Source organism: Thermosynechococcus sp. HY213 (assembly GCF_031460975.1).
Classification (GTDB): Bacteria; Cyanobacteriota; Cyanobacteriia; order Thermosynechococcales; family Thermosynechococcaceae; genus Thermosynechococcus.
Genome location: NZ_JAVKVB010000012.1, coordinates 154,896 through 179,331, shown reverse-complemented (window position 1 = coordinate 179,331; position 24,436 = coordinate 154,896). Strand labels below are relative to the sequence as shown.

Annotated in this window: 26 protein-coding genes; 12 read left to right on the top strand and 14 right to left on the bottom strand. The window is 51.1% G+C overall.

Translation table 11 applies throughout. The annotated features are described in order from the left end of the window. Positions 1–44: 44 nt before the first annotated feature. Together RHK62_RS08560 and RHK62_RS08555 are read right to left on the bottom strand one after the other, a co-directional pair. Entirely contained in the window at positions 45–287 is a 243-nt protein-coding gene (locus tag RHK62_RS08560) for a hypothetical protein (protein WP_302676312.1), read from the bottom strand. Between the two features lie 27 nt (positions 288–314). Further along, complete coding sequence (locus tag RHK62_RS08555; RefSeq protein WP_206199605.1) at positions 315–647, bottom strand: DUF565 domain-containing protein; 333 nt, start codon at positions 645–647, stop codon at positions 315–317. A gap of 57 nt (positions 648–704) precedes the next feature. Here RHK62_RS08555 and RHK62_RS08550 point away from each other — a divergent pair, with 57 nt between their 5' ends. Next, positions 705–1,664, top strand: a complete 960-nt coding sequence (locus RHK62_RS08550; protein WP_302677938.1) for an alpha-E domain-containing protein — start codon at positions 705–707, stop codon at positions 1,662–1,664. Between the two features lie 25 nt (positions 1,665–1,689). Here RHK62_RS08550 and RHK62_RS08545 read toward each other — a convergent pair whose 3' ends face one another. Beyond that, positions 1,690–2,328 carry an ATP synthase F0 subunit B gene (locus RHK62_RS08545; protein ID WP_206199603.1) on the bottom strand — a complete coding sequence of 213 codons (639 nt, stop codon included), beginning with the start codon at positions 2,326–2,328 and terminating at the stop codon, positions 1,690–1,692. Then, entirely contained in the window at positions 2,283–2,789 is a 507-nt protein-coding gene (gene coaD / locus RHK62_RS08540; RefSeq protein WP_206199602.1) for a pantetheine-phosphate adenylyltransferase, read from the bottom strand. Before coaD ends, RHK62_RS08545 begins: the two co-directional genes overlap by 46 nt. A gap of 736 nt (positions 2,790–3,525) precedes the next feature. On the opposite strand from coaD, the gene RHK62_RS08535 reads away from it, so the two are divergent. Next, positions 3,526–4,218 (top strand): hypothetical protein, encoded by a 693-nt coding sequence (locus RHK62_RS08535; protein WP_206199601.1) that lies wholly within the window; start codon positions 3,526–3,528, stop codon positions 4,216–4,218. A 40-nt stretch (positions 4,219–4,258) separates the two neighbouring features. On the opposite strand, the gene RHK62_RS08530 is transcribed toward RHK62_RS08535, so the two are convergent. Further along, positions 4,259–4,984, bottom strand: coding sequence for a hypothetical protein (locus tag RHK62_RS08530; RefSeq protein ID WP_206199600.1), 726 nt, complete (start codon positions 4,982–4,984; stop codon positions 4,259–4,261). Positions 4,985–5,067: 83 nt separating this feature from the next. Between RHK62_RS08530 and RHK62_RS08525 the strand changes: the two genes are divergently transcribed. Then, complete coding sequence (locus tag RHK62_RS08525; RefSeq protein ID WP_302677934.1) at positions 5,068–5,748, top strand: response regulator transcription factor; 681 nt, start codon at positions 5,068–5,070, stop codon at positions 5,746–5,748. A gap of 1 nt (position 5,749) precedes the next feature. Here the strand turns inward: RHK62_RS08525 and RHK62_RS08520 are convergent, their stop codons facing one another. Continuing rightward, on the bottom strand, positions 5,750–6,658 hold the full coding sequence (locus RHK62_RS08520; protein WP_310453576.1) for a ChaN family lipoprotein: 909 nt from the start codon (positions 6,656–6,658) through the stop codon (positions 5,750–5,752). 113 nt (positions 6,659–6,771) lie between these two features. Between RHK62_RS08520 and RHK62_RS08515 the strand changes: the two genes are divergently transcribed. The 3 genes from RHK62_RS08515 (at position 6,772) to RHK62_RS08505 (ending at position 9,050) form a co-directional block, all read left to right on the top strand. Next, the gene (locus RHK62_RS08515) at positions 6,772–8,031 is read left to right on the top strand and encodes a bifunctional oligoribonuclease/PAP phosphatase NrnA (RefSeq protein WP_206199597.1); all 1,260 of its coding nucleotides are present in this window, start codon (positions 6,772–6,774) and stop codon (positions 8,029–8,031) included. A 34-nt stretch (positions 8,032–8,065) separates the two neighbouring features. Further along, positions 8,066–8,584, top strand: a complete 519-nt coding sequence (gene sixA, locus RHK62_RS08510) for a phosphohistidine phosphatase SixA (protein ID WP_206199596.1) — start codon at positions 8,066–8,068, stop codon at positions 8,582–8,584. Positions 8,585–8,675: 91 nt separating this feature from the next. Beyond that, positions 8,676–9,050, top strand: a complete 375-nt coding sequence (locus tag RHK62_RS08505) for a hypothetical protein (protein WP_310453575.1) — start codon at positions 8,676–8,678, stop codon at positions 9,048–9,050. On the opposite strand, the gene RHK62_RS08500 is transcribed toward RHK62_RS08505, so the two are convergent. Continuing rightward, positions 9,019–9,435 carry a nuclear transport factor 2 family protein gene (locus tag RHK62_RS08500; RefSeq protein WP_206199594.1) on the bottom strand — a complete coding sequence of 139 codons (417 nt, stop codon included), beginning with the start codon at positions 9,433–9,435 and terminating at the stop codon, positions 9,019–9,021. The two genes, RHK62_RS08505 and RHK62_RS08500, sit on opposite strands and share 32 nt — an antisense overlap. 79 nt (positions 9,436–9,514) lie before the next feature. Further along, a complete protein-coding gene (locus RHK62_RS08495) occupies positions 9,515–10,012 on the bottom strand; it encodes an orange carotenoid protein N-terminal domain-containing protein (protein ID WP_206199593.1) in 498 nt (165 codons plus the stop codon). 303 nt (positions 10,013–10,315) lie between these two features. Between RHK62_RS08495 and RHK62_RS08490 the strand changes: the two genes are divergently transcribed. Genes RHK62_RS08490 through RHK62_RS08480 form a run of 3 tightly spaced genes read left to right on the top strand, consistent with a single transcriptional unit; the run spans position 10,316 to position 14,209 of the window. Further along, the gene (locus RHK62_RS08490; protein ID WP_206199592.1) at positions 10,316–11,410 is read left to right on the top strand and encodes a glycosyl transferase; all 1,095 of its coding nucleotides are present in this window, start codon (positions 10,316–10,318) and stop codon (positions 11,408–11,410) included. 2 nt (positions 11,411–11,412) lie between these two features. Continuing rightward, positions 11,413–13,287, top strand: coding sequence for a tetratricopeptide repeat protein (locus tag RHK62_RS08485; protein WP_310453574.1), 1,875 nt, complete (start codon positions 11,413–11,415; stop codon positions 13,285–13,287). Beyond that, entirely contained in the window at positions 13,271–14,209 is a 939-nt protein-coding gene (locus RHK62_RS08480; RefSeq protein WP_310453573.1) for a 5'-nucleotidase, read from the top strand. The genes RHK62_RS08485 and RHK62_RS08480 overlap by 17 nt, the downstream gene beginning before the upstream one ends. Before the next feature lie 105 nt (positions 14,210–14,314). Here RHK62_RS08480 and RHK62_RS08475 read toward each other — a convergent pair whose 3' ends face one another. The 3 genes from RHK62_RS08475 to rpiA form a co-directional block, all read right to left on the bottom strand. Further along, entirely contained in the window at positions 14,315–14,632 is a 318-nt protein-coding gene (locus RHK62_RS08475) for a hypothetical protein (protein ID WP_302676320.1), read from the bottom strand. Positions 14,633–15,010: 378 nt separating this feature from the next. Then, positions 15,011–15,445 carry a hypothetical protein gene (locus RHK62_RS08470; protein ID WP_302676322.1) on the bottom strand — a complete coding sequence of 145 codons (435 nt, stop codon included), beginning with the start codon at positions 15,443–15,445 and terminating at the stop codon, positions 15,011–15,013. A 135-nt stretch (positions 15,446–15,580) separates the two neighbouring features. After that, positions 15,581–16,288 carry a ribose-5-phosphate isomerase RpiA gene (gene rpiA / locus RHK62_RS08465; RefSeq protein WP_206199588.1) on the bottom strand — a complete coding sequence of 236 codons (708 nt, stop codon included), beginning with the start codon at positions 16,286–16,288 and terminating at the stop codon, positions 15,581–15,583. 164 nt (positions 16,289–16,452) lie between these two features. On the opposite strand from rpiA, the gene RHK62_RS08460 reads away from it, so the two are divergent. Next, positions 16,453–18,111 (top strand): alpha/beta fold hydrolase, encoded by a 1,659-nt coding sequence (locus tag RHK62_RS08460; protein ID WP_310453572.1) that lies wholly within the window; start codon positions 16,453–16,455, stop codon positions 18,109–18,111. Here RHK62_RS08460 and pgsA read toward each other — a convergent pair. From pgsA to RHK62_RS08445, 3 genes are all read right to left on the bottom strand, one after another. Next, positions 18,096–18,602: a CDP-diacylglycerol--glycerol-3-phosphate 3-phosphatidyltransferase gene (gene pgsA / locus RHK62_RS08455; RefSeq protein ID WP_302676325.1), complete on the bottom strand. Its 507-nt coding sequence runs from the start codon at positions 18,600–18,602 to the stop codon at positions 18,096–18,098. The two genes, RHK62_RS08460 and pgsA, sit on opposite strands and share 16 nt — an antisense overlap. A 70-nt stretch (positions 18,603–18,672) precedes the next feature. After that, a complete protein-coding gene (gene glpX, locus RHK62_RS08450) occupies positions 18,673–19,716 on the bottom strand; it encodes a class II fructose-bisphosphatase (RefSeq protein ID WP_206199585.1) in 1,044 nt (347 codons plus the stop codon). Positions 19,717–19,881: 165 nt separating this feature from the next. Further along, positions 19,882–22,116: a glycoside hydrolase gene (locus RHK62_RS08445; RefSeq protein WP_310453571.1), complete on the bottom strand. Its 2,235-nt coding sequence runs from the start codon at positions 22,114–22,116 to the stop codon at positions 19,882–19,884. A gap of 251 nt (positions 22,117–22,367) precedes the next feature. On the opposite strand from RHK62_RS08445, the gene RHK62_RS08440 reads away from it, so the two are divergent. Next, positions 22,368–23,135 carry an Eco47II family restriction endonuclease gene (locus RHK62_RS08440; protein WP_206199583.1) on the top strand — a complete coding sequence of 256 codons (768 nt, stop codon included), beginning with the start codon at positions 22,368–22,370 and terminating at the stop codon, positions 23,133–23,135. Next, positions 23,101–24,420: a DNA (cytosine-5-)-methyltransferase gene (gene dcm / locus RHK62_RS08435; protein WP_225901519.1), complete on the top strand. Its 1,320-nt coding sequence runs from the start codon at positions 23,101–23,103 to the stop codon at positions 24,418–24,420. Before RHK62_RS08440 ends, dcm begins: the two co-directional genes overlap by 35 nt. The last annotated feature ends 16 nt before the right edge of the window (positions 24,421–24,436 follow it).

Below are 24,436 nucleotides of genomic sequence, written 5' to 3'. Positions count from 1 at the left end.
CCCTTTTCTTAAATATGAGAGTAACAAGGGAATGCCAGCCTCGGCTAATCACAGTAAATGAGTATTCCTGCCCCTTGCTGGTTTGCTAAAAAGAGAAGCAGGATAGATGTGGGCAGCAGCCATTGCCTCTGGTCAAAACGTTTTGCTAGGGTCGTTTGCAGACCGTGCCATGCAGTTTCTAGGATGCAACTGGGTAAGTCTCCTTCCTCTGCGGCTGCGATGAGTGCTTCAAGGTCTGCTGGCGGTTCATTGTCGGGAATGGCGATTAAAATTGCCGCAATACTCATTCATGAGGTTTCCAATTGAATTAGCAACTAACTTCCCAGAAGGAAGGCAACGAGGAACAAACCATAGAGGAGACCGAACTTCAAGGCATTGAGAATTTCGCCAAAGAGAGTTTGCCGCAGTTTCCAGCGATCGCTATAGAACATAGCACTAATCACTTCAGCAATAATTGCTACGATGCTCGAGGCCACAATATCTAAATAGCCCAATTGACCTGCACTCGAGGAAATGGCTAAGCCCAAGAACACCCCAAAGAGAAAGGCAATACTCAGTGTTGCTAGCCGTCGCCACGGATTTTTTAACTGCTCCTGAATCCCGGCGCCTAAACGATCAAGCAGGGTATTAAGACGGGTTTGCTGCATATACTCAGGACGGGAAAAGGTTGCTAGAGTGGGCAGAGAGTGAATGCTTGCCAGTATATGTTAAGTCGTGTCGCCGATGCGGTCTATTGGTTAAATCGCTACATTGAGCGGGCAGAGAATATTGCTCGTTTTGTTGATGTCAACTTGAACATGCTGCTGGATCTGCCCACGAGTCTTTCAAGTCAATGGGATCCCCTAGTGCTAACAACGGGGGATTTGCCCTTTTTTCAGGAACACTATGGCACGGCCACGGCTGAAAATGTGATTCAGTTCCTCACCTTTGACACCACCTATCCCAACTCGATCATCTCCTGTCTGCGGACGGCACGGGAGAATGCCACATCCATTCGCGAGGTGATTTCCTCAGAAATGTGGCAGCAGGTGAATGCCTTCTACACAATGGTGCGGGAGGCGGCTAAAGCCCCGGATCAATTGGAGATTGCCAGCTTTTTGGAGCAAGTGAAACAGGCCAGTCACCTTTTTGCCGGCGTGATGGATAGTACGATGAGCCACAATGAAGCGTGGCACTTTGGTCAAATGGGGCGGCTACTGGAGCGAGCCGATAAGACCTCGCGGATTCTCGATGTGAAATACTATCTGCTGTTGCCCTCAGTGGAAGATGTGGGCACGCCCATTGATGAATTGGGTTGGATTGCGCTCCTCAAGTCCGCCAGTGCCTATGAGATGTATCGTAAACGGGGTTCGCATCGGATTACACCCGCAGGGGTCGCAGAGTTTTTGATTCTCGATGCCGAGTTTCCCCGCGCGATCCGCTTTTGTCTGTTGCAGGTGGAAAAATCCCTCTACAAAATTACAGGGACGCCCTTGGGGAGCTGGCACCAGCCCGTGGAACGCCAACTGGGACGCCTGCGATCGCAACTGGACTATTTGACGATTGATGAAATTATTGGCCAAGGCATGCACGAGTTCCTCGATCACTTGCAGCAGCAAATGAATGAGGTGGATACGCAAATTTTTCAAACGTTTTTTACCCTAGAGCCTGTGAAAGCCCGCTAGCGTGACAATTGAATTGGGGTATTGCCTAGGGTTGACGGTGGGCTTGGTGCTGCTTGAGGTATTGGCGCCCATTTTGAATCACCGCTAGCATTTCCTTGAATTGGCGTTCCATTTCCGCAAGGGTGCGATCGGCATAGGCATCCGCTTCCTGTTGCCGCTCTTGACATTCATGGCGGGTCACTTGGCGCAGATGGGCTAGTTCTTTTTCTGTGTTTTGCCGTAGCAGATTGATTTCCTCGATCGCGCGCTGGCGCATAAACTCCACCTCTTGCTGCACCTGCTGGCGAATTTTTTGGGCTTCGAGTTCTGCCTGCTGGCGAATCCGCAGTTCATCGGCAATTTGGGCAGCGCGTTGCTCTGCGGCACGGATAATTTCTTGGGCGCGGTGCTGGGCCTGTTTAATGATCTCATCCCGCTGATTGAGAATCCGCTGCGCTGTCTTCACTGATTCGGGGATCGCCTGTTCAATGTGGGCAAGTTGGTTTAGGATCTGCTCTTCATCAATGAGTTTGCGGCCGGTCAGCGGGATCTTCGTCCCTTCGAGAATCAGGAGTTCTTCCAGCTTTTCCAATTGTTGCAGGAGTTGCAGCGGTACGGAAGGGACATCAAGCGCTTCATTTACTCCAGTGGTCGTTGAGATGCGATCGGCGTTTGAGTAAAGCATGCTTCTAAATCCTTTGCAACAGTGGCTGGTACTAGATGACGAACATTACCGCCAAATCGGGCAATTTCTTTTACTAAGCTACTACTTAAGAAACTATACTCATTGGACGTGGTGAGGAACACGGTCTCAATCTCTGGCCAGAGGCTTTTATTGGTGTGGGACATCTGCAGCTCGTATTCAAAGTCCGACAGAACCCGTAGCCCCCGCAGAAGAACTGTTGCCTGTTGCGATCGCGCGTACTCAACGGTGAGGCCATCAAAGGTATCCACCCGCACATTTTTTAAGTGGACAGTTGCCGCCTGCACTTGTTTGATCCGCTGCGCCACGCTAAAGAGGGCTTTTTTCTGAGGGTTATGGGCGATCGCCACAATCACTTCACTAAAGAGACGAGCACCCCGCTCAATAATGTCCAAGTGCCCTAGGGTAATGGGATCAAAGCTTCCAGGATAAACAGCAAGCATAGGCGGCTCAATAACGAGATGAGAGGTTAAACAGCATCAAGGGTAAGACAATCATCGCTGATTTCTCGGAACAGCGGATACCATTGCTGCATTGGCAGATCACTCGCGATCGCCCCAGAAATTTTCTGACTGTATCTTTGCCGATCAACCCTACAACCAAGGGGATGAATGATCCCCGTCTGTGGATAGAAATGGAGCTGCTGTAATTAATAAAAATTAATGTAAAGAGTTGTAATCAGAATATAAAAAAATCAAATCATTTATTGACAACATTTGTAGCCTTGGCTACCAAATTTAGGCTCAATATGAACTAATGTAAACGATTTCTTAAATTTTGCAGTGTCACGTAGCGGCTATGTTACAGAATGGTGACGCAAAACTATTTGTATCAATTAATACTTGACACTATTTGTATCAATCAATACTTGACGATCTCAGATCTGAGCATTTATAACAGAAACATGTTTCATCCAACACAGTTAGAGTTCTCTTTTAACTTAAATACCGTAAATTTACTTGTAAACCTGAAGTGATTGGTGTTTCCCTGATGACGATGATTAGTTTTTTGAATAACTATTTGGTTATGTTAACTTGCTTCCCTAGTCCCTGCGTTTGTTAAACAAGTATTAAGTATTCATCATTGACTTAACTTCTTACACACCTGAAAGTACGTGCATGTCACGTGCCTCTCTCCCTTTTGCAGCTATGTCCTGTCCTAACTGTGAGGGTTCCCCCTATGAATATTTCTCCAGTCACTCGCTACTATATGCGGCGCTTACTGGCAGAGCATCCCGCCATTCAATCCTATGTTGCCCGTGACACACACCCACTGGGCATTGAGGAAGAATACCTAGAGCGTTACATTAATCTAGATCATTTAACCTATCCACAACTGAATCAATTAGAATTTCTCATTGAGTTACATCAAAAAATAAAAGTTAACGAACCACATCACACTCACCAGCTTCAACAGATTGAGCAAAAAATTTTTGACCTCATTGGTATTCAACTTCCTGTCTCCCACAGTGCCTTAACAGATTTGATGTCTTTCTTTAGTCAGGTTGCGGAAACTCAAGAGCAGATTCCTGTGCCTAGGGTAAACCATGAATCGACAAACCTTGCTGATTACTATGAATACTGTCGGCGAATTACAGAAGTAACGGTACGCTACCTTGGCAAAATGATTGTCACTAACTATTGGTTATTGACACGACCCCGTGAAAGCTGGTTGGCGCAAATTCAAGTGGAGCAGTTCCACAACCGTAACTTCACGCCCCACGATCAACTTTTAACCAACTATGAAGTCGAAACCTTGCAACGGTGGATCCATGATTTCATTCGGCATTGCTGTCGTGTCCTGCCCACTCTACCGCGCCTTCTCTTGGCGGCAGGAGTTCCTTCCCACCTGCTCTACGATCTCGTTCGTTAACGGTCAGGTTATTCCCGAAACGGGCTTCCCTATGCAAGTATCAATGGAAATCAAAAGGTTCTAGGAGCGTTTGCAGTACGGTGGGCAACTTCTCGGCTAGCTCTTGGGAATGGCTATAGATGAGGCGCTGGCGACTGGGAACTTCAATGGGAAGAGGCGCCCGCTGGCTGGGGTGCTCCTGCTGAATAACAAGGAGTTGATTGCGGCGTTTACTGGCTAGGGCATAGCCCAGTTCGAGGGCAACCATTGCATGCAACTGTTCATTCCCACTCCCATCTGCAATAAAGAGCAGTGAGCGACGCAATTGGGTGATCACGGGACTATCCAGACGCAGAGGAGCCGTGGCTGAGCGTGGGCTTTCGACCAGTTCCAAGGGGAAGCGACTAGGGGTATTGGTCACAAATGCTTTGAGGGCGGTGCGAATCTCGTCACTACTGGGGCTATCGGCGGCACTGAAAAAGAGGGTTGGTTCCAAGTAACTCAGGCGATCGCTCTTGATGAAATAGATTTCATGACTGAGAACATCAATGTTGGCAATTGTATAGCTGCCACTGCCCTCAATATAAAATTCCACCGTTTCCCCAAGGCGATAGCGTTGAAACCACTCCGAACGCTGCACCGTTTCTAAGTCATCGAGAAAATCTGCCCGCAATGCCGTTTTCAGCAAGCTACTTTTGTTGAGCCGTAGATCGTGGGGGCGTTGCTCGATGTGTTCGAGGGGTTCATACTGCGGTAGGTACCATGCCCGCAGCGCAATAATCGCCATTCGATATTCCACCCAAGTACTACCAATAGCCAATATGGTAGAGCATGGATAAATTAAGTCCTACTGATCTTAGGAGAGAGCCAATGACAGCAAAATTATTGCTGGTGGATGATGAGCCGGGAGTGCGCGAGGCGGTAACGGCCTATTTAGAGGACAGTGGCTTTGAAGTAACAGCAGTGGCCAATGGTCAAGCGGCTCTGGAGTACCTAGAAACCAATGTGCCCGACCTGATTATTACGGATATTATGATGCCGCAGATGGATGGCTATGCTTTTTTGGAAACAGTGCGCCAACAGCCCCATCTCAACCATATTCCCGTTATCTTCCTCACAGCGCGGGGCATGAAGCGCGATCGCATCCAAGGGTATGATGCTGGCTGTGATGCCTACCTAGCCAAACCCTTTGACCCCGATGAACTGGTGGCCATCATTAAAAATCTGCTGCGGCGGCAAGCGGCTGCTCGCGATGAGACCGAACCCAATCTGGCCAATCTAGCCCAACAAATTGCCGAACTGCGGGCAATGCTCGTCCAACAGGGCAAACGCAATCCCACGGCTCCCCCAATTCAACTGGATCTCACCCCCCGCGAAGCCAGTGTGCTGCAACTGGTGGTCAAGGGTCTGATGAATAAGGAAATTGCCAGCCAACTGAATACCAGTGTTCGCAATATTGAAAAGTATGTCAGTCGCCTCTTTGTGAAAACCGGTACCAGTAGCCGCACAGAACTCGTGCGCTTTGCCCTTGAACATGGCTTGGCGGATTAGGTTAGAGAGAGGGATCATTTTGCCAGAACCAGTCGGCAATGCGGGGTTTGGCTTTTTCCGTTGCTGTCGGGTTGAGGAGGATAATTGCTTGGCGGAGGTTGGGGGAGAGCCGTCGCTGTACCCGTTGGGGAATGCCATCGCCAAAATAAACATGACCCCGCCCTGTCAGCACCACAATCAGGCGATCGGGATGCCGCTGATGCTGTTTAGCAATGACTTTGGCCATGGTTTCATCCCAAAGGACTTGAGCTTGGTAAAAGAAGTCAAAATTCATACTGTGGCTCATCCCTTGATGGGCAGCAACAAAAATCTCCTGCAGGCGATCGCGATAGGCAGTGTTGCTCAAGTCAATATCTGATAGGGGTGGAATATAGCGAAAATCATCTTCCCCTAAGCTCTCGAGACCTTGGCGTGCCACTTGGCGGGTGACTTCGGTGGGCGTATTTAGGGCAATTAGGGGAATCTGCTGCTCCTTGGCAAAGCGAAAAATCGGTGCATAGAGCGACCAAGGGAAGCCCCAGCGCTGAGCATATTGGGTTTGCTCCAGCAGTTCCATTTCCGTAATTTCACCGCCAATGTAGGCATCAAGGGCGCTTTGAAAGGGGCGCTGCATCATTTCTAGGGCGATCGCTAGGGGGCGACCCCGCCGTTGCAATTCCTGCAAAATCAACAGTTGCGCCTGATGGTCAGCAGCGCTGTCATGGGTTTCACCCAAATAGAGGATGTGTTTCTGCTGCCACTCATCGTAGGCTCGCTGCAAGGATACCAATTCACTGCCTCGCCACACCTGCTGCGCTTTCACACTGTGGGTTCCCGCCAAAAACAGCGCGATCGCTAAAGTAAAAGCTAAAGGCTGCCAAGCATGGGACGATCGCCACTGGCGCAACCGCTGTCCAAGGGGGGATGCCAAACGATAAAATATCTGCCAAGATCGAGATAGAGTCGTTGACGGTATGGTGACGACAATTATCTTCTGCGCGTTCCCCATTGGGTTCAACCCTGTTATCCAACGCTGAAACAACTATGCAATCTCCCTATCCACTTGAACTCAGTGACCCTGCTGCCAGTGACGTCGGTTCTACTCATCCTGAACTGAATGGTAACGCACTGGTGAAATCGGAGACGACCTCTACAGAATTGGCCAAGGCGGAAGTTCGCTTGAGTGACCCTCGTGCCGAAGCGCTGCGGCAAATGTTGGAACGCCATCGCGGTACGCGGCAGTTGATTATTCTCCAAGATTTTCCTGACCCCGATGCCCTCTCTTCGGCATGGACCTATAAGCTTATTGCTGAGCAGTTTGAGATTCAGTGCGATATTGCCTACGCCGGTGCCCTGAGCCATCAGGAGAATATCACCCTAGTGCGGCTGACGGGGATGCCCCTTGTGCGCTGGGCGGTGCAAGGTACGAAAAATAAAGATCAGCGGGATTGTACCTGTTACCAAGGCTACGTTCTCATTGACAACCAAGGCACCACCAGTCAATTGCTGCCCATGGTACAGGAGGCAGGCCTGCCCGCGATCGCCATCATTGATCACCACAGTCTCCAAGAAGTCATTCAAGCCGAGTTTACAGACATTCGACCCACGACCCGCGCCACGGCTACCATCTTTACCCAATACCTGCAAGCGGGGCTACTCACCCTCGACAGTAGTAACCCAGTTCACGTGAAATGTGCCACGGCTCTGATGCATGGCCTGCGCTCTGACACCGATTGCCTCAAACAAGCCAAAGAAGAGGACTTTCTCGCAGCCGCCTTCCTGAGTCGTTTTATTGATTATCAACTGCTGAACACCATTTTGCAGTCCCACCGCTCGAAGCAGGTGATGGATGTGATCGAGCGATCGCTGAAAAACCGCTCCATTCACAACAATTTCTCAATTTCTGGCGTGGGCTATATCCGCTACGAAGACCGCGATGCCATTCCCCAAGCGGCGGATTTCCTTGTGACTGAAGAGAACGTCCACACTGCCGTTGTCTATGGCCTCGTCCACGACGAAGATGAAGAAGTGGAACTGATTATCGGTTCGCTGCGCACAACAAAAATTACCCTTGACCCCGACGAATTTATCAAAGAGGCCTTTGGTAAGGATCGCCAAGGACGCTTCTTTGGTGGCGGTCGCTCCCAGGCCGGCGGTTTTGAAATTCCCGTGGGCTTCTTGTCGGGTCTCAATGAAAATCCAGAATACGCTAAACTCAAGTGGAGCGTTTACGATACGCAGATTAAGCAGAAGCTCCTCCACCTCGTCAATCCGAAGAACAATGTCCTCCACGGTACGGAGTAAGGCACTGTTTGTAGTAATCAAGTTTTAGGTCTTTATGACGGAGCTAACAGTCTTTTTTTTCCGCCACGGAATCGCGGTCGAACGGGAAGTGTTTGAAGGCAGTGATAGCGATCGCCCCCTGACGGCCAAAGGCGAAAAGAAAACCCAGCAGATTGCGCGGCGGTTATTGGATCTAGGCATTGAAGCAGAACTGATTCTCTCCTCCCCACTAGTGCGGGCACGGCAAACCGCAGAAATTCTCCTTGAAGTGGGGGTTGCCCCCGATCTGATGATTTCTGACCTGTTGGCGCCAAGCGGTCGTTTGCCAGATTGGCTGCAGTGGCTGAACCACTGGCGTCAAGACCATGAGGGAGCCCTGATTGCCGTGGGTCATGAACCCAATCTTAGTCACTGGGCAGAACTGCTCATCTGTGGCAAAGCCTTGGGACACCTCCAGCTCAAGAAAGCCGGCATTATTGGCCTGCAGATTCCAGAAACCGATCCCCTTGGTAATAGTCAACTCTTTTGGCTGACGCCTCCCAAGTTTTTACTCAATGGCAGTGGCCTTGCCTGACTACAGGTGTCCATTCCGATGCTTCGACCCTCTCGCCACTGCTCTCCCTAAAGCGACACAATAGAAGTACAGCCTGCCACAGGATAGAATCGTGAATTCTGAGTCGGAAATTACGGAGCATTTACCGCCCGATGTTCTCAGTTGGCTGTATGCCTATCAGCGGGAGCATCAATTTACTAGCCTTGAAGCGGCAATTGTTGACATTGTCTGCAAGTTTTATATTCAAACGGAGCATTTGCCTGAACGGCTGGCGGATCTAGAGCGACGGGTGAATGCCCTTAGCCGTGAAGTGATTCATCTGCGCCAACAACTGCCCGAAAACTACGATCGCCTACGGGAACAGTTGGCAGCGGTGCGTCTGAGTCATTCGGGCATTCTCCACAATTTGCGCGATCGCGTGGAGGCCTTAGAGTCCGAGGTGTTTCCCGGTCGCCCTAGCGCTGCTGACGTAGAGGCTGATAGTTGAGGAGTTCCTCCAAGGTTGCCAGCAAATCCACTTTCACAAATGTGATTTGATCCTCAGCATTGAGGCCAAATTGCCAAGCCACATTGACGCTAAAAAGGCGGAGTGTAACTTTACCCACAAGGCGGTAGCGACGTTCTGTGCCCTCTGTGCTTAGTAGTTCTCCTTTAAGGGGTTCTGCCCGCATACCCACGGCTTCAAGGTGGAGATAATGGGCGATCGCCCCCCGACCCACCACAGCATCCTCAAAGGGCGGATAGAGAACTCCTTCTTCAGCAAACAGAGCGGCCACAGCCTCGTAGCGTTCCTCATTGAGGGCAGCAAAATAGGCAGTTATAGTTGGCTCATCAATGCCGAGAATGGGACTTCCTTGAACAGGATGGGTCATGGTTTCAGTTCCTCAGTGGTTTGTATCTGGACAAAAAAAGGGAGCACATTGCCCCCTTGCGTAACCCATGGCATCTTAATTAGACGGCAAGTGGATCCACCCCCATGGCGACCACTGCATTCCGCAGGACAGTAATCTGTTGACCAAAGTCAAGGGCTTTGATGGCTGCAAACACGCGATCGGCATCGCGGCTGAGGGTATAACCGGGGGGCACAGGTACCACAAACCCCTGTTTCATCAGTTCTGCCAGTTGATACCAGAAGGCGAGCTTGGTGTTGGGGCTAAAGACACCGTAGGCACGGGTGAGAGGGGTGTCCACATTGGCCACCAAGTCGCGCATGAATTGAAGTTGATCATCGAAACTGAGTGCTTTGACCTGATTGAGCAGCCCTTCCGCCAGTTGTAGGCGAGCCGTACCGGGAGCGGCGGCTGTAATCGAACGACCCGTTTCGGTGTAGATGAACCACAGAAGTCCTAGTTTGTCATCCACACTCAGGCAGTTGAAAAGAGTGGTAACCTCTTGAACGGCTGTGGCCAGTGTCGAGGGAGTGAAACGAGTATCGGTGGTATAGGTCATACAGCTTCAGAGATGTTGAACGTCTAGCGTGTTGCTATGCTTATCTCTGCCTCCTAGTCAACAGTATGTTACATATCTTCATAAAAAGCAACACAAGTTTATAAATACCAGTAATAAATCTATCTTATGCTTCATTTGAATAGAATGAAATAAATCTATTATAGCCACCCAGAGCGAGACGGGTCTGATTTGAGCCATCTGTTCCCCGCCTGTTCGCACTTCTTCAGAAAAAAGCGGTTTGGCACACCAATCGAGAGTTGTTACAAATGTTAAGATTGCATCGGTTTTGGCAAGAACACACCTGTGGCTCGACCGACCCTCTACGTGGCAATCACAAACCATGGCTTTGGTCATGTGGCGCGGACAACGGCGCTGGTGAATGCCATTCGCCGCCAAGTGCCGGATCTCTTGCCACTGATCGTGACGGCAGCTCCCTATTGGTTGTTGCAGGCGAATCTGGAGGGGGAGTTTATTCATCGTCCCCGTGCCCTTGATCTGGGGGTCGTACAAGCCGATAGTTTGCAAATGGATTTGCCTGCAACCCGTGCCAAGCTCTTGGAACTTCAGGCGGCAGCCCCTGAGTTGATCCGCGCCGAGGCAGAGTTTATTCAGCAAAATCGGGCACAGTTGGTGCTAGCGGATATTCCCCCTTTGGCGGTGGCGATCGCCCATGCAGCGGGGGTGCCCTGTTGGATGGTTAGTAACTTTGGCTGGGATTTTATCTATCGCTCCTTTGGCGATGACTTTAGCGAGATTGCGGATTGGGTGAGTAATCTTTATAGCGGGTGCGATCGCTTGTTTCAACTGCCCTTTGCGGAACCCCTCAATGCCTTTCCCCACAAGGAATCCGTGGGACTGACGGGAGCCGAACCGCGTTTTGAGCCAGAGGAGTTGCGGCGGCGCCTTGGCCTCACCACTCCCCGCGATCGCACAGTTCTTTTAACCTTTGGCGGCCTGAGCTTGCAAGCGATTCCCTATGAGACCCTCAAGGGGTTTCCCGATTGGCAGTTCCTTACCTTTGATACCAGTGCCCCTGAGGACTTACCGAACCTACGGAAGCTCTGTGGCCGCCAATTGCGCCCGGTGGATGTGATGCCTCTCTGTGGTCGAGTCGTGTCCAAGCCCGGCTATGGCACCTACGCGGAGGCCTGTCGCTTGGGGGTACCGGTGGCAACGATTCGTCGTGATGATTTTGCTGAAGGGCCTGTTTTGGTGGCGGGATTGCAGGCACATCATTTCCATCAAATTCTCACCCATGAAGAATTTTTTGGTGGTCACTGGCACTTTTTGCACGCAGAACCCCAGCCGCCCCAAGACCCCACCCCCTTGGATCTCAATGGCAATTCTATGATCGCCACCGCTGTTGCCTATTATTTGAATAACTGCTCATCACAATAGCCGTGGGTATCTTTAGATGGCGAACCGCCTCGCTGCTAAAAAAGGCTTGGCAACTGTATCAACAACAGCACTGGAGCGGAGCACAACAGTGCGCACGTCAAGTTATTGAAGAGACCCCGCAGCCAGAGGCCTATTACCTATTGGGGTTAATTGCTGAACAACTGGCACAGCCCCTTGAGGCACAGGCAGCCTATGAGCAGGCTATTGCCCTTGATCCGTGGCATGCCCCTTCCCATTATCGCTTGGCAGTTGTTCTCCATGATTTGCTGCACCAACCGGCGGCTGCGCTACCCCACTACCAACGCGCCCTTGAGGTGAAGCCGGAGTGGGTGGAAGCCCATAGCAACTTAGGAAATGCCTATCTGGACTTGGGGGACACTGAACGCGCGATCGCCTGCTACCAAAAAGCCCTATCCTTGAATCCCGACTTGCCCACAACGCTGTATAACTTAGGCCTCTGCCTACACGCCCAAGGCAAACTCACAGAAGCGAGTGCTTGCTACGAACAGTCACTGTACCTTGAAGCGGGTCAAGCCGATGTCCACAACAATCTGGGCAGTGTCTATCTTGAACTGAAAAATTATGAGGCAGCGATTCGCCAGTTTCAGGCCGCCTTGAGTGCTAATCCAGAACTGTTGGCAGCCCACTACAATCTGGGGTACGCTTTGCATCTACAGGGTAACCTCGCGGCGGCGCGCGATCGCTACCAAGAAGTGCTCCTGCGGGATAACAAGCACCAACAGGCGCTATTGCAACTGGGTCAAATTTGCCTCAGCGAAGCGGATTTTACGGGAGCAATCAGCTACTACCAACGCTGTCTGAGTCTTGACTCCCTCAATGGTGCGGCTCATGCCGGGTTGGCCACAGCGCTCTTGGAAACGGGGGATCCGCAAGCAGCTCTCCATCACTTTCGCCAGGCCGTTGCCTTAGACCCCGATGCAGTGGATGTGCGCCTCAACTTTGCCCTTGTGCTGCTGCTGCTGGGACATTTCCCAGAGGGATGGGAAGAATATGAATGGCGCTGGCAGCAACCCACTGGAGGATTACGCACCTATCCGCAACCCCGTTGGCAAGGTCAATCCCTAGAGGGGAAAACCCTCTTTGTCTATAGTGAGCAGGGGCTAGGGGATTGCATTCAGTTTGTGCGCTTACTGCCCTTGATGGCGCGGCGTGCCCAACGGGTGATTTTTGCTGCTTACCCGCCCTTGGTGCGTCTTTGTCAAACACTGCCGGGGATTGAAGTGATAAGCACCGAGGAGACGCCTCCCCCCTTTGATTACCATACCCCCCTGCTGAGTCTGCCGCGCTACCTAGGTATTGATAAAGACCACTTTCCCAAGTTCAGTCCCTATTTTCAGTTACCCACCCCCCTGCCCCGCAGTATTTTTCATGTGTCCAAACCGCGGATTGGTTTGGTCTGGGCTAGCCATAGTCAAACGCGCACCACGGCGCAGCGGTCTTGTCCCCTTGAGTACTTCCTGCCTCTGCTGCGGGAATTTGATGTCCAATGGTATAGCCTGCAAAAGGAGCGATCGCGCCTCGAGGGTGAACAATTGCAGCAGGCGGGAGTGATTGACTGCCAGCCCTACATGGGGGATTTTCTGGATACGGCGCTGTTGATCCAGCAGTTGGATGCTGTGGTAACAATTGATACGGCTGTGGCACACTTGGCGGGTGCCCTAGGGAAGCCCCTGTGGATCCTGTTGCCCTGTGTGGCGGATTGGCGGTGGCTCTGGCAGCGATCGCGATCGCCTTGGTATCCTTCGGCGCAGTTAATTCGCCAGCCGCAGCGGGGAGATTGGCAAGGGGCGATCGCCCAATTGCGGACTGCTCTTCAATCCCACTATCGGATGCTCAGCAATGGGGTATCCAATTGAGAAGAAATTAGTGATTGCGGTGGCCTCCAGTGCCCTCTTTGATTTGGGGGAGGCGGATGATGTCTTTCGCAATGAGGGGACCGAAAAGTACCGCCAATTTCAGCGGGAAAGGAAATACGATGTCTTGCCGAAGGGGGTGGCATTTCCCTTTATTCGCCGCTTCTTGAATCTCAACCGTGCCTATCCCGAACAAGAACCCGTGGAGGTCGTGCTCCTTTCCAGAAACGATCCCGATACTGGTCAGCGGGTCTTCTATTCAATTCAGCACTACGGTCTGAACATTACCCGCGCCGCATTTTTGGGCGGCAAATCCCCCCATCCCTACATTCCTGCCTTTAATGTGTCTCTGTTTCTTTCAGCAAATGCAACAGATGTGCAGCAGGCGATCGCGGCTGGGTATCCAGCGGGCATGGTGATTCGATCGCCCATCACCGATCACGAAGACGATGCTGAGTTACGGATTGCCTTTGACTTTGATGGTGTGCTAGCGGATGATGAAGCGGAAGCCGTCTTTCGCCAAGGGGATCTCGAGCAATTTCAAGCCCATGAACTGCAAAAGGCCAACATTCCCCATAATCCGGGACCCTTGAGTGATCTTTTTAAGAAACTGGCAGCCTTTCAACAATTGGAAATGGCAAAAGAGCAGCAGGATGCCAGCTATCAGCGGCTGTTACGGATTGCGATTGTGACCGCACGCAATATCCTTGCTAGTGAACGGGTGGTGACCACCCTCAACAGTTGGGGCGTCATGCCGGATGAAACCTTTTTCCTTGGCGGTATGGAGAAAATACGGGTTCTCAAGCAACTCAAACCGCATATCTTCTTTGATGATCAACTGACCCATCTAGAATCAGCAGCGGGTTCGATTCCCTCAGTGCATGTCCCCTTTGGTGTGCGCAATTGTGACATTCTCCCTCCCTAACCCAAGGGTATCGTGAAGGCTTCCAATATCGCTATCGGAACTTGACCGCAATTCCCCGTACCACCAAGCAGTGCTATTGGCAGTGCAGTACGCTGGCGGCATTTATTATGGGCAGACCCGACGCCCATTCATCTGAACAACGGAAACATCTAGCTCGCGATCATCAAGTTCAAGTTTGCCACTGGCAGTAACAACGCCGCCCACCCTAAGAACGCCATTGCGCAGGGCAGGTTTGCAGGCATCCGGTAGATCGAGCTTGTAGCGTTGGTTATTGGCCTCAAGTAAGACTTCATCATCATCAACAACCGCCGTAATTCGACCCGTAAGCGTGGCGGGCACCTCCTTACCAGCACGGCTGGCGATCGCTCCTGTGCTCAACATTCCTGCCACTCCTAATGCCAATACCAACCAACGCAATCGCATGGTACAAATCCTCAAGTAGAATTTTTCCCAATAATTTGACGAGCGATCGCCCCCAAGAGTTCAATTAAGTTTTCTCTGCCGACGGATCTATTCAAATTTCCTAAAGTCTGATTTTGGCGTTGAATCCCTCGGAGTCTCTCTATAGGAGGCTTTGAGTATTTTTAGTAGCTTTGTAGAAAATAATTTGACACCCCTCGCAGGGGATCCCTCGGAACAGGGGGCTGCAATCCGCTCAGGGAGAGGCTATACTAACGCGGAAGTAAAATAAATGAAAATTGGTAAAGTGCGCTAAAAATAAGCACAAAAAAAGGTCAGTGTCGTTGCCACCGACCCTTGAATAGATGAAGATGAGTTAAGTTTCTAGGAGTTTATTCCTCATTAGCGGGGAACAACGGCAGGCTGCACTTGGATGCCCCATGAACTGAGCGTGCCTACATTACAGCCACCTTGCCGTCCAATCGCCCCAATTTGAATCGTGTGATTCCCCCGCTCCCAGTTGCCACCAATGGGCAAAAAGGCTGAACGGTTGGGGCCAAGGAACTCCGTTTCGACCCGCTGTCCCTGACGATTGGTGGTGAAATATTTCACTTCCGAGCAGTGGGTAGCAGGCGCAGTGACTTGGAGGGCATAATCCCAATACGGACTTTCAGAGCGGAAGTTGTAATGCGCCATTTGATCGCAAACTTGGCCACTGCTGTTGCAGTTGACGATAATCGGTGGGTTTGCCTGTGCTGCCGTAGTAGCAACCACAACACCTGAAACCACAATACTGCTTAGGGTGATCAACCGACGGGTGAAGGAGTGGAGAGACATTGGAGGCTCCTATGGAGTGGATACCCCAATTATTGATGGCAATCCTGTCGCCGCCTGAGACCTCAATCACTGATGGGTTGAGAGATTGATCACCGGAAAGTAACTGTTGCTTCCTCGCAGGAAATGGAAAAACTGCTAGGCCATTTCACGCACACGGGGCTGGCCATCCACAATCTCACCAATGAGGATGACATCGGCCACGTTGACAAACAGGCCATTTTCGACAACACCGGGGATGTTGTTCATCGTTTTCTCTAGTTCGGCGGGGTTAGAAATGTCATCAAATTTGACATCAAGGACAAGGTTGCCTTGATCCGTCACCACTGGGCCATCTTTTTTCACCCCCATGCGCAGTTCAGGCTGCCCCCCAAGAGCTTTCAGGGCACGAGTCACCGGAGCCACGGCAAAGGGTAACACTTCCACGGGCACAGGGAAGGTAGAACCCAATTTCTGCACCAGTTTACTGCTGTCCACCACCACCAAGAACTGATCCGCAAGGGAATCAACAATTTTTTCACGGGTATGAGCCGCCCCACCCCCTTTGATCAAGTTTTTGGCGGGATCCACTTCATCGGCACCGTCAATGGCGATGTCTAATTTCTCCACATCATCAAGGGTGACTAGGGGAATGCCATACTTTTTGGCGAGGACAGAGGCTTGAAACGAGGTGGGCACACCAGCGATGTTGCTCAGTTCCCCATTGCGCAGGCGATCGCCCAAAAATTGAATGACAAAGGCCGTGGTTGACCCAGTGCCCAAGCCAACAATCATTCCAGACTGCACGCGATCGGCAGCAGCTTTGGCAACGGCCTGCTTCATTTGCTTGACTGCATCCTCACTCATGGGCAAATTCCCTCATTTTTTCCAAAAGCACAATACCATAGCGGCCGCCCTTTACAGCCCTTTTCAGAGAGTCGGAACCTAGCCCTCAGGCTGCCAGTCCTTGGAGTTGCAGGTGACGTTGCAAACAACGATAATGCTAGTGATTAAGTGAGGGTATCTCAGGGATGGCGATCGCGCGCACGCGGAAAAAATGGCAGTGGTTCTCTCTGTTGGGCGCAGCAGCAACCGTTTGGGCACAGGCGGGACTGGCTGCCGAGCAAATTAGCCTTGTTTATCCGCCCTTCGGCACATTCAACATCCAAGTGAGTGACCTTGCCACATTTGCCAAAACGGGGAATGCGAGTTCGGAGCTAAGATTTTTAATTCGGCTACTTCCCAACGCTCAAGAATCCAACTTGCGCGAAGGCTTGACCACACGCATGGACTTAGCACCAACAACCGTTAGCCAGTTTGTCAAAAGTCCCATTGGTCAAAGCTTTTTAGAGCGCATTGGCCAAGTCATTCGGGCAGATAATGATGTCAATGGGGGCCCAGCCCTTGGGGAAGCCCTGAAAACCGCCGCCAGTTCCCCCGCAGGCATTACTCTGCTCTCAGTACTACAAGCCTTTCCCGGCAAGAGTGTTAAAGTCAATGGTGAGTTGGGTCTGAAGGCAGTGGAAGCCTTTACCCGTGCAGTGAATCAAGAACAGCGGGCGCAAGACTTTATCGAACGCTTGGCGCAACTCCAACCAAGAACGCCACTGCTTGCCAGTGGCCTTAATCCTGCCCAAAAAGGACCCTTCCAGTGGCAAAAGCAAAAACTTGAATTCACCAATCCCAATCGCACCACAGGCCTCATTCCCGCAGATCTCTATGTCCCCATAGGGATGATCGCACCAGCCCCCCTCATCGTCATTTCCCACGGTTTAGCCTCAGACCGCACGACGTTTGCCTACTTAGCAGAGCACTTGGCCAGTCATGGATTGGCAGTTTTGGCAGTCACTCACCCCGGTTCGGATGCCAGCCGAATTAATAGTTTTCTCTCCGGGGCACCCCTCGACTACGAGAACTTGCCAAAGGATTGGGCACAGCGCCCCCTTGACTTGAAATTTGGTGTGGATGCTGTCGCGGCGTTAGTTCAGAAAAATCCAGCCCTAAAAATTGACACCAATAATGTGGGGCTATTTGGCCACTCGATGGGGGGCTTTACCGTGTTGGCGGCAGCAGGGGGGACTGTTGACTGGAATGCCGTCAAACAACGCTGTCTAGCAGCCGCTCGTGATCTCTTTGTCTTTAATATCTCAGTGCCCCTGCAATGTCGTAGTCTCGGTCTTGCCGCTGTGCCCTCTACACCGGCGGATCCACGGGTCAGGTCTGTGATTGCCGTCAATCCAGTGAGTAGTATCCTCATTGGCGAACGGGGCATGGCCAATATCAAGGTGCCCACGCTCATTGTTTCCAGTAGTCGGGATGTCTTTGCGCCACCCTTAGAGGAGCAGATCTGGCCTTTTACATGGTTACAGGCGCAGCCCAAGTACCTTGCCATGCTCGTGCCCGGTACCCACTTCTCGGCAGTGGGGGTCAGTGAAGCGGGAGTATTACCGGTTCCCAATGATCTCATTGGCCCGAACCCACAGTTGGCACAGCCTTTTTTCAAGGGACTGGCGGGGGCTTTCTTTGGCGTCTTTAATCAAAAAAACGAGTCCTTGCGTCCATTCCTGAGTCAAACCTTTGTCAATCAGGTGACCCAGCCTACTTTTCAAGCCTATTGGGTGGATCGCATCAATCCCCAGCAGTTGCAGGAGGTGCTCGCGGGGCGCATTGGCACTCAACCACGAAGATAAAGTGCCCCAGAAATCAGTGTGAGGGCGATCGCCCCCCCATAAACAATGAGGATTCCCCCCTGCCAACTAGGCGGTAAGGGAGCGAGAAGCAATGCCACGGCCATAATCTGGCTAAGGGTTTTTGCTTTACCCCAGAGATTGGCGCCCTGAATTTGAGATTGCTGAACCCGCCAACTAGCAATGCCTAGTTCCCGAAAGAGGATCAACGCCACAGACCATGCGGGCACCTCTCCCCATTCAATGCACAGCAACAGGGGCACCAAGATTAGCAACTTATCCACGAGCGGATCCAGCACCTTGCCCAAATCCGTCACCTGATTGAGACGGCGAGCAATGTAGCCATCCAGCCAATCCGTGAGGGCTGCCACCAAAAATAAACCCACCCCCCACCAACGGTACACGGCACTGTGATTCAACGAGAGCAGACCCACTATCACGGGCATGATCAACAGGCGCGCAAGGGTAATTGCTGTGGGTAGAGTTAAGGGCATCGCTATTCCCGAAGATAAAAAGAAAACCCCCTCACCGGGAGGGAGCTAATTTTCTTTCACCGAGCAGCGCTTAGTACAACTGCAGCGACTTCAACTGTTTATCGAACATGTGAATGGTATCGACAAAGCGAGCCGTTTTCGACTGCGTGGAAATGACCAAAGATTGGGTACGGGCGCCACCTTTAAAGAAGCGCACCCCTTTCATGAGCATACCGGGGGTAATACCACAGGCCGCAAAGAGAACGGTTTCGCCGGAGGCCAATTCCTCCGCTTCATAGACCTTGTCGGGATCAGTGATGCCGGCTTTTTTGAGTTCTTCGAGGTTGCCTTCGCGGGTGCGATTCGCCCATTCCTTGGTCATGACCACAGCGGGATCATAGACCAGTTGCCCCTGGAAGTGCCCACCCAAGGCACGCATGGCAGCAGCGGAAATCACTCCTTCAGGCGCAGCACCAATACCCATGAGCGCATGAATGTTGGTACCAGAGAAAGCACAGGAGAGAGCAGCGGAGACATCGCCATCGGAGATCAGTTGAACACGGGCACCCGCATTGCGAATTTCTTGAATCAAGTCATTGTGGCGATCGCGCTTCATCACCACCACCACCAGTTCATCAATGGCGCGGTCAAGGCATTCCGAGAGAATTTTCAGGTTTTCTGTCGCCGAGTTGCGAATATCCACTTTGCCCTTGGCAGCAGGGGGCGCCGCCAATTTCTTCATATAAAAGTCGGGAGCCGCAAACAACCCCCCTTTTTCAGAAATGGCCAGTACTGCCATTGAGCCGGGTTGGCCGTAGGCGCAGAGGTTTGTCCCTTCACAGGGGTCAACGGCAATGTCAATTTCAATGAGTTCTTCGGGGTTACAGTATTGGGCAGCATCGGGACGGGTACAAATGCCCACTTCTTCGCCAATGTAGAGCATTGGGGCTTCATCCCGTTCCCCTTCGCCAATCACAATACGACCGCGCATATGGATTTGATTCATGCGGTTGCGCATGGCATCCACGGCGACCTGATCCGCCATGTGTTTGTCACCTTTGCCCATCCACCGCGCTGAGGCGATCGCCGCTTGCTCGACAACTTCTATAATCTCTAAGCCGATGACGTTATCCACACAACCCTCCTAACTGCACAAGTTGATCCCGCAGAGGTTTCCTATCTGAGCTTACAGAACTTTGGTACGCAGAAAATAATTTCTCGCTGCAAATTATTTGCCCTCAACCGTAGCTGCATTGCGAAGCCTGAGCGATCGCTTGTTGTTAACGCTTCGCCTCAAGGTCTAAGGTGTGGTCAAAAAGAGCAGTTGCTCTGTGGGCAGATGATCCAAGTAATAGCCATCCTGTGCCAACACAATCAATAAATGCAGGCCACAATCGGGATGCAGGTGCAGATCTGCCCAAGGAATGGCCACTTCTAGGCAGATGCCCAAGGCATAGCGGGCATGGCTGGGTCGCTCTTCCCACTGGTAGTTGGCGATCGCCTCTTTGAAAGCAATCTGTTGCTTTTCAAAGTCAATCACCAATTGATGGTGGTACAGGTAGTTGAGGGGGGCTGCGTCGGGGCAATCTCGCAGATCAGAGAGGGGGCTATTGTACGTCACCATGTTGGGGTAGTACCAGCAAAAGAGCAGGGCGCTGATGTCATTCCCAAAGGGCTGTTTCTGGTTCGGAGTATCAAGACGCAGATAGATATTTAGGTGATCCACCCCATACCAGAGGCGACTGATCAGCGTTTGGCGGTGCATCGTCCCGCGGCTGCCACCGATTTGAATCCGGCCAGCAAAGTTCCAGTCCTGCTCATCACCGCGCCCATCAATCTCAGGGTGAATAAAGCCTTGGGGCGGGTAGGTATCCTTGGCTTCGTGGACTTCTAAGGGATCATTGAGAACCTCAGGAATTGGCTCCCCCAATGCTGTGTAGAGCGCCATCAAATGCTCACGGAAAAGCTGATCAAACATGGCATCGTGGTTCGAGGAGTGGCCTTCACCAAACCACCAAAACCAGTCAGAGCCTTCAGCCGCCAAAAGAGCTTGCCATGCTGCCGGATTCTTCGTTTCAGTGGCTTCGGGGTGGCGTTCAAGGGTTTGGCGGGCAGCCCCTAAATAGTCCCAAGCTTTGTTTTTTACCGGATCGCCAATCCATGTACAGAAATTGCCATCAATCCAAGAGCCGCTGTGGAGAGCAGAACCCGAAATCACCGCACGTGGGGGATATTGTTGCAGATACTCCGCCACAGAAACACAGGCAAAGTGCTCGTTCTCGCTCAGGCCTTGGTAAAGCCTTTCTAAGAAGGGCAGGCCGTCGCGGGGATAGTACTCCCAGCAGTTTTCACCATCGAGGGCAATGGTCACAAGCCATGGTTGCGCCAAACTGGATTGACCAGTCCCTTCATGGGCAATGAGTTGCTGGCGAACGCCCTCAAGCTGCTTGAGCAGATCCGCTGCCGCTGCTTCGGGAGCCATGGCACTGTAGGTAAAACCAATCAGATCCGAGAGGCGATGATCGCGAAAGACAATGTTGAGATCCCCTTTGGCCGTGGTCAGGCGGTAGGGTTGGTAAAGAACATTGGCCTGTTGGACAACCCCTGCTTCGTTGCGGTAAAAATAGGTTCCCGTTGTCCAGCCCAAGATGGCTTCATCGGAGCAAATCCACTCAAAGCCCTGCTCGACAATGGGTTCAAGAATGGCTGGACTCACGGATTGCTCTGACGGCCACAGTCCGCGGGGCGATCGCCCAAAGAATTGTTCATAAAGAACTCGCGCCCGCCGCAAATGCCGAGGAACATCTTCGGGATATTGAAACCGCTGTTGGGGCAGGGCAATGTTGGGAACCGCTACTTTGGCGGCATCGGTATCCACCAAGAGGGGCAAAATCGGGTGGGTATAGGGGGTTGTGGTGACTTCAATTTGACCCGCCTCTTGAAGGGCGCGGTGCTGGGGAATGATTTGGCCAAGAATTTCCCGCTGTTTGGCAATGATCCGCTGGCGATCGCTGAGGCTAAAATCCCGCCCTTGGGATAGCCATTGGGCAATCTCTGGCTCCTCCCAATAGAGAGGATCAATCCACGCTAAATTGTGCCACGCTAACAAATCCCCATAATCTTGCGGCTGCCAATTTTGCCAACACCATGTTTTGCCGTGAGTTTGCCGCTGCTCGTAGAGTTCGCGATAGCGGGGATGGGGGTCAATCATTGTGCGGTGGTGGGCATCAAAGAAATGCTCAATGATAAACCAGCGCTGTTGATCCGTGAGTTGCTCGACCGGCGTCAGTGTGGCTGTGAGGTAGGGATCAAGAGCCGTACCGTTGACATAATCCTGAATTTGCAGCAACAGGGAGGGGACAAGGTTGACGGTTTGCTTGAGGCGGGGATATTTGGCGAGGACTAAGATCAGATCTAAGTAGTCCTTCGTGCCGTGGAGCCGTACCCAAGGGAGCAGGTATTGACCGGTGCGACAACTTTTGTAGAGGGGTTGGTGCTGGTGCCAAATGAAGGCAACGTGCAAGGGATACGCCACAACAAACTTGCCCCCAGTACTCAGAACTCTTCCTCTAGTATTTCAGGGGAGTCTCTTTTACCACCACTTTGTTACGTAAGATGTCAAAAGCAGTACAAATCATAATATACTGCTTTTCTAACGTATGAGTTATGCTCCTGTCCCACTGCCTGCTGTCAGCGCATTAGTTTTGACTGTTTTGAAGGTATTCTATCCCTATAAAAAGGACTGTACCCTGCTCTATAGAGCCTTTGTGTTTTCAAAAATCAATTATGTCCCCTAAAAATCAGTATCATTTAGGATTTATTAGCGACGAAGATATGCGTGCTCATGTTAAACAAACAATCTTAAAGTATCGCTTGTCAATTGATTTCACAGAATTTAAGAAGCTCAAAATTGATCCAATAAAAGCAACCTTTGATATCGCTGTTTATCATCTCAGCGATGAGGAATTTATTGAAAGAGAAATCATAAGACAAATTGACAAATCTAACAATAATCACATTGGCTATTTTCATCAAAACATTTTTCGATATATTCAAGACTGGGAAGTTCTTGAATCAGGTTATGACATAGTCAATCGCAAGAAATCTTACTATGCGGAAATTAAAAACAAGTTTAATACTATGAATAGTAATGCGAAAGAAAATATTTTCCGCAAAATGCAACAAACTATTGATAGTGACTCAAAAGCAATTTGTTTTTTGATTGAAGTGATTTCAAAAGAATCTAAAAACCTTCCTTGGTCTGTTAAAATAGATGATAAAGTGGTCAAAAATGAAAGAATAAGAATAATTTCAATTGATAAGTTTTATGAGATTGCCACAGGCGACAAGGATGCATTTGCAAAATTGTGCAAACACTTACCACAAATCATTCAAGATGTTATTGAATCTGAAGGAGTTGAAATTGGTTTCTCATCTGAGAGTAAAAATATCAGGGAAAGTTTAAGGAAAGTCCATCCCAATCTCTTAGCAGCTCTGTATTATTTGGCATTTTCCAACTATGAAGGATTTAAGGATTTTACACAAAACCAATGATGTTCTATCGGCTGAGCTCATCGCTGATATTCTCAGTGTGACAAAAGCCACCATACAAAAGTGGGAGCGCCAAGGTTTTTTGACCTGTCGTGAAGAGGATGAACGGGGCAAACGCTACTATCCCGTAGCACAACTGCTTCAGTTTGCAAAATTTCGGGAACTCGTTTTTAGTTCTTGGGAGCAAGAGCAATTCATCCAACCTTTGCGGCCTTACCAAACCCTTGAATTGTTTGCCGGGGCAGGAGGGCTGGCCTTGGGACTCGAGCAGGCGGGGTTGCACGTTGTCTGTCTGAATGAAATTGATAAAGATGCCTGTGGAACGCTGCGGCAAAATCGCCCCCAGTGGCAAGTGATTGAGGCGGATATTCGCACCCTCAACTGGGAACATCTGATCGAAACCGAAATTGATTTATTGACGGGTGGGTTTCCCTGTCAGGCCTTTTCCTATGCAGGGGAAAAGTTGGGCTTTGCCGATACCCGTGGCACGCTATTCTTTGAATTTGCGCGAGCCATCAAAGAAGTCCAACCGAAGGTATTTTTAGGCGAAAATGTGCGCGGTTTACTCAGCCACGATCGCCAGCGCACCATTAGAACTATTGAAGCGGTGCTTTCCGAAATTGGTTATACGCTAATGCCGCCACAGGTTCTCAATGCCCTGTTTTATCGCGTCCCCCAAAAGCGACAGCGATTATTCTTGGTGGGCATTCGCAATGATTTGGTGCCCTATGCTCAATTTGCTTGGCCGAGTCCTTGTCCGCAAATTATGACGTTGGCGGATGCCCTCAAAGCTGGGGTTCTCTATGAGAGCGATGTGCCTCCCTCTGCGGGTCAGCGTTACCCTGAGCAGAAAGCGGCGATTTTGCAACAGGTTCCCGAAGGGGGGTGTTGGCGCGACTTGCCCCCAGACCTGCAGCAGGCCTATCTGATGGGAAGTTTTCGTCTTGATGGTGGCAAAACGGGGATGGCACGGCGCTTGGCATGGGATGAACCTGCGTTGACATTGACTTGCTCCCCTGCCCAAAAGCAAACAGAACGCTGCCACCCCACCGAAACACGACCGTTGACCGTGCGCGAATATGCGCGTATCCAAACGTTCCCCGATGATTGGCAGTTTTGTGGTTCTCTTTCAAGCCAGTATCGGCAGATTGGCAATGCAGTGCCCGTGAATTTGGCGGCAGCGGTGGGGCGATCGCTCGTGAATCTATTGAATGCTCTTGAAATCCAATCACCTCAGCCCACGATTTGCCTGTCAGCAGCAAAACAACTAGAGTTTTCCTTTGCTTGAAGTCACAAAGCGGTAT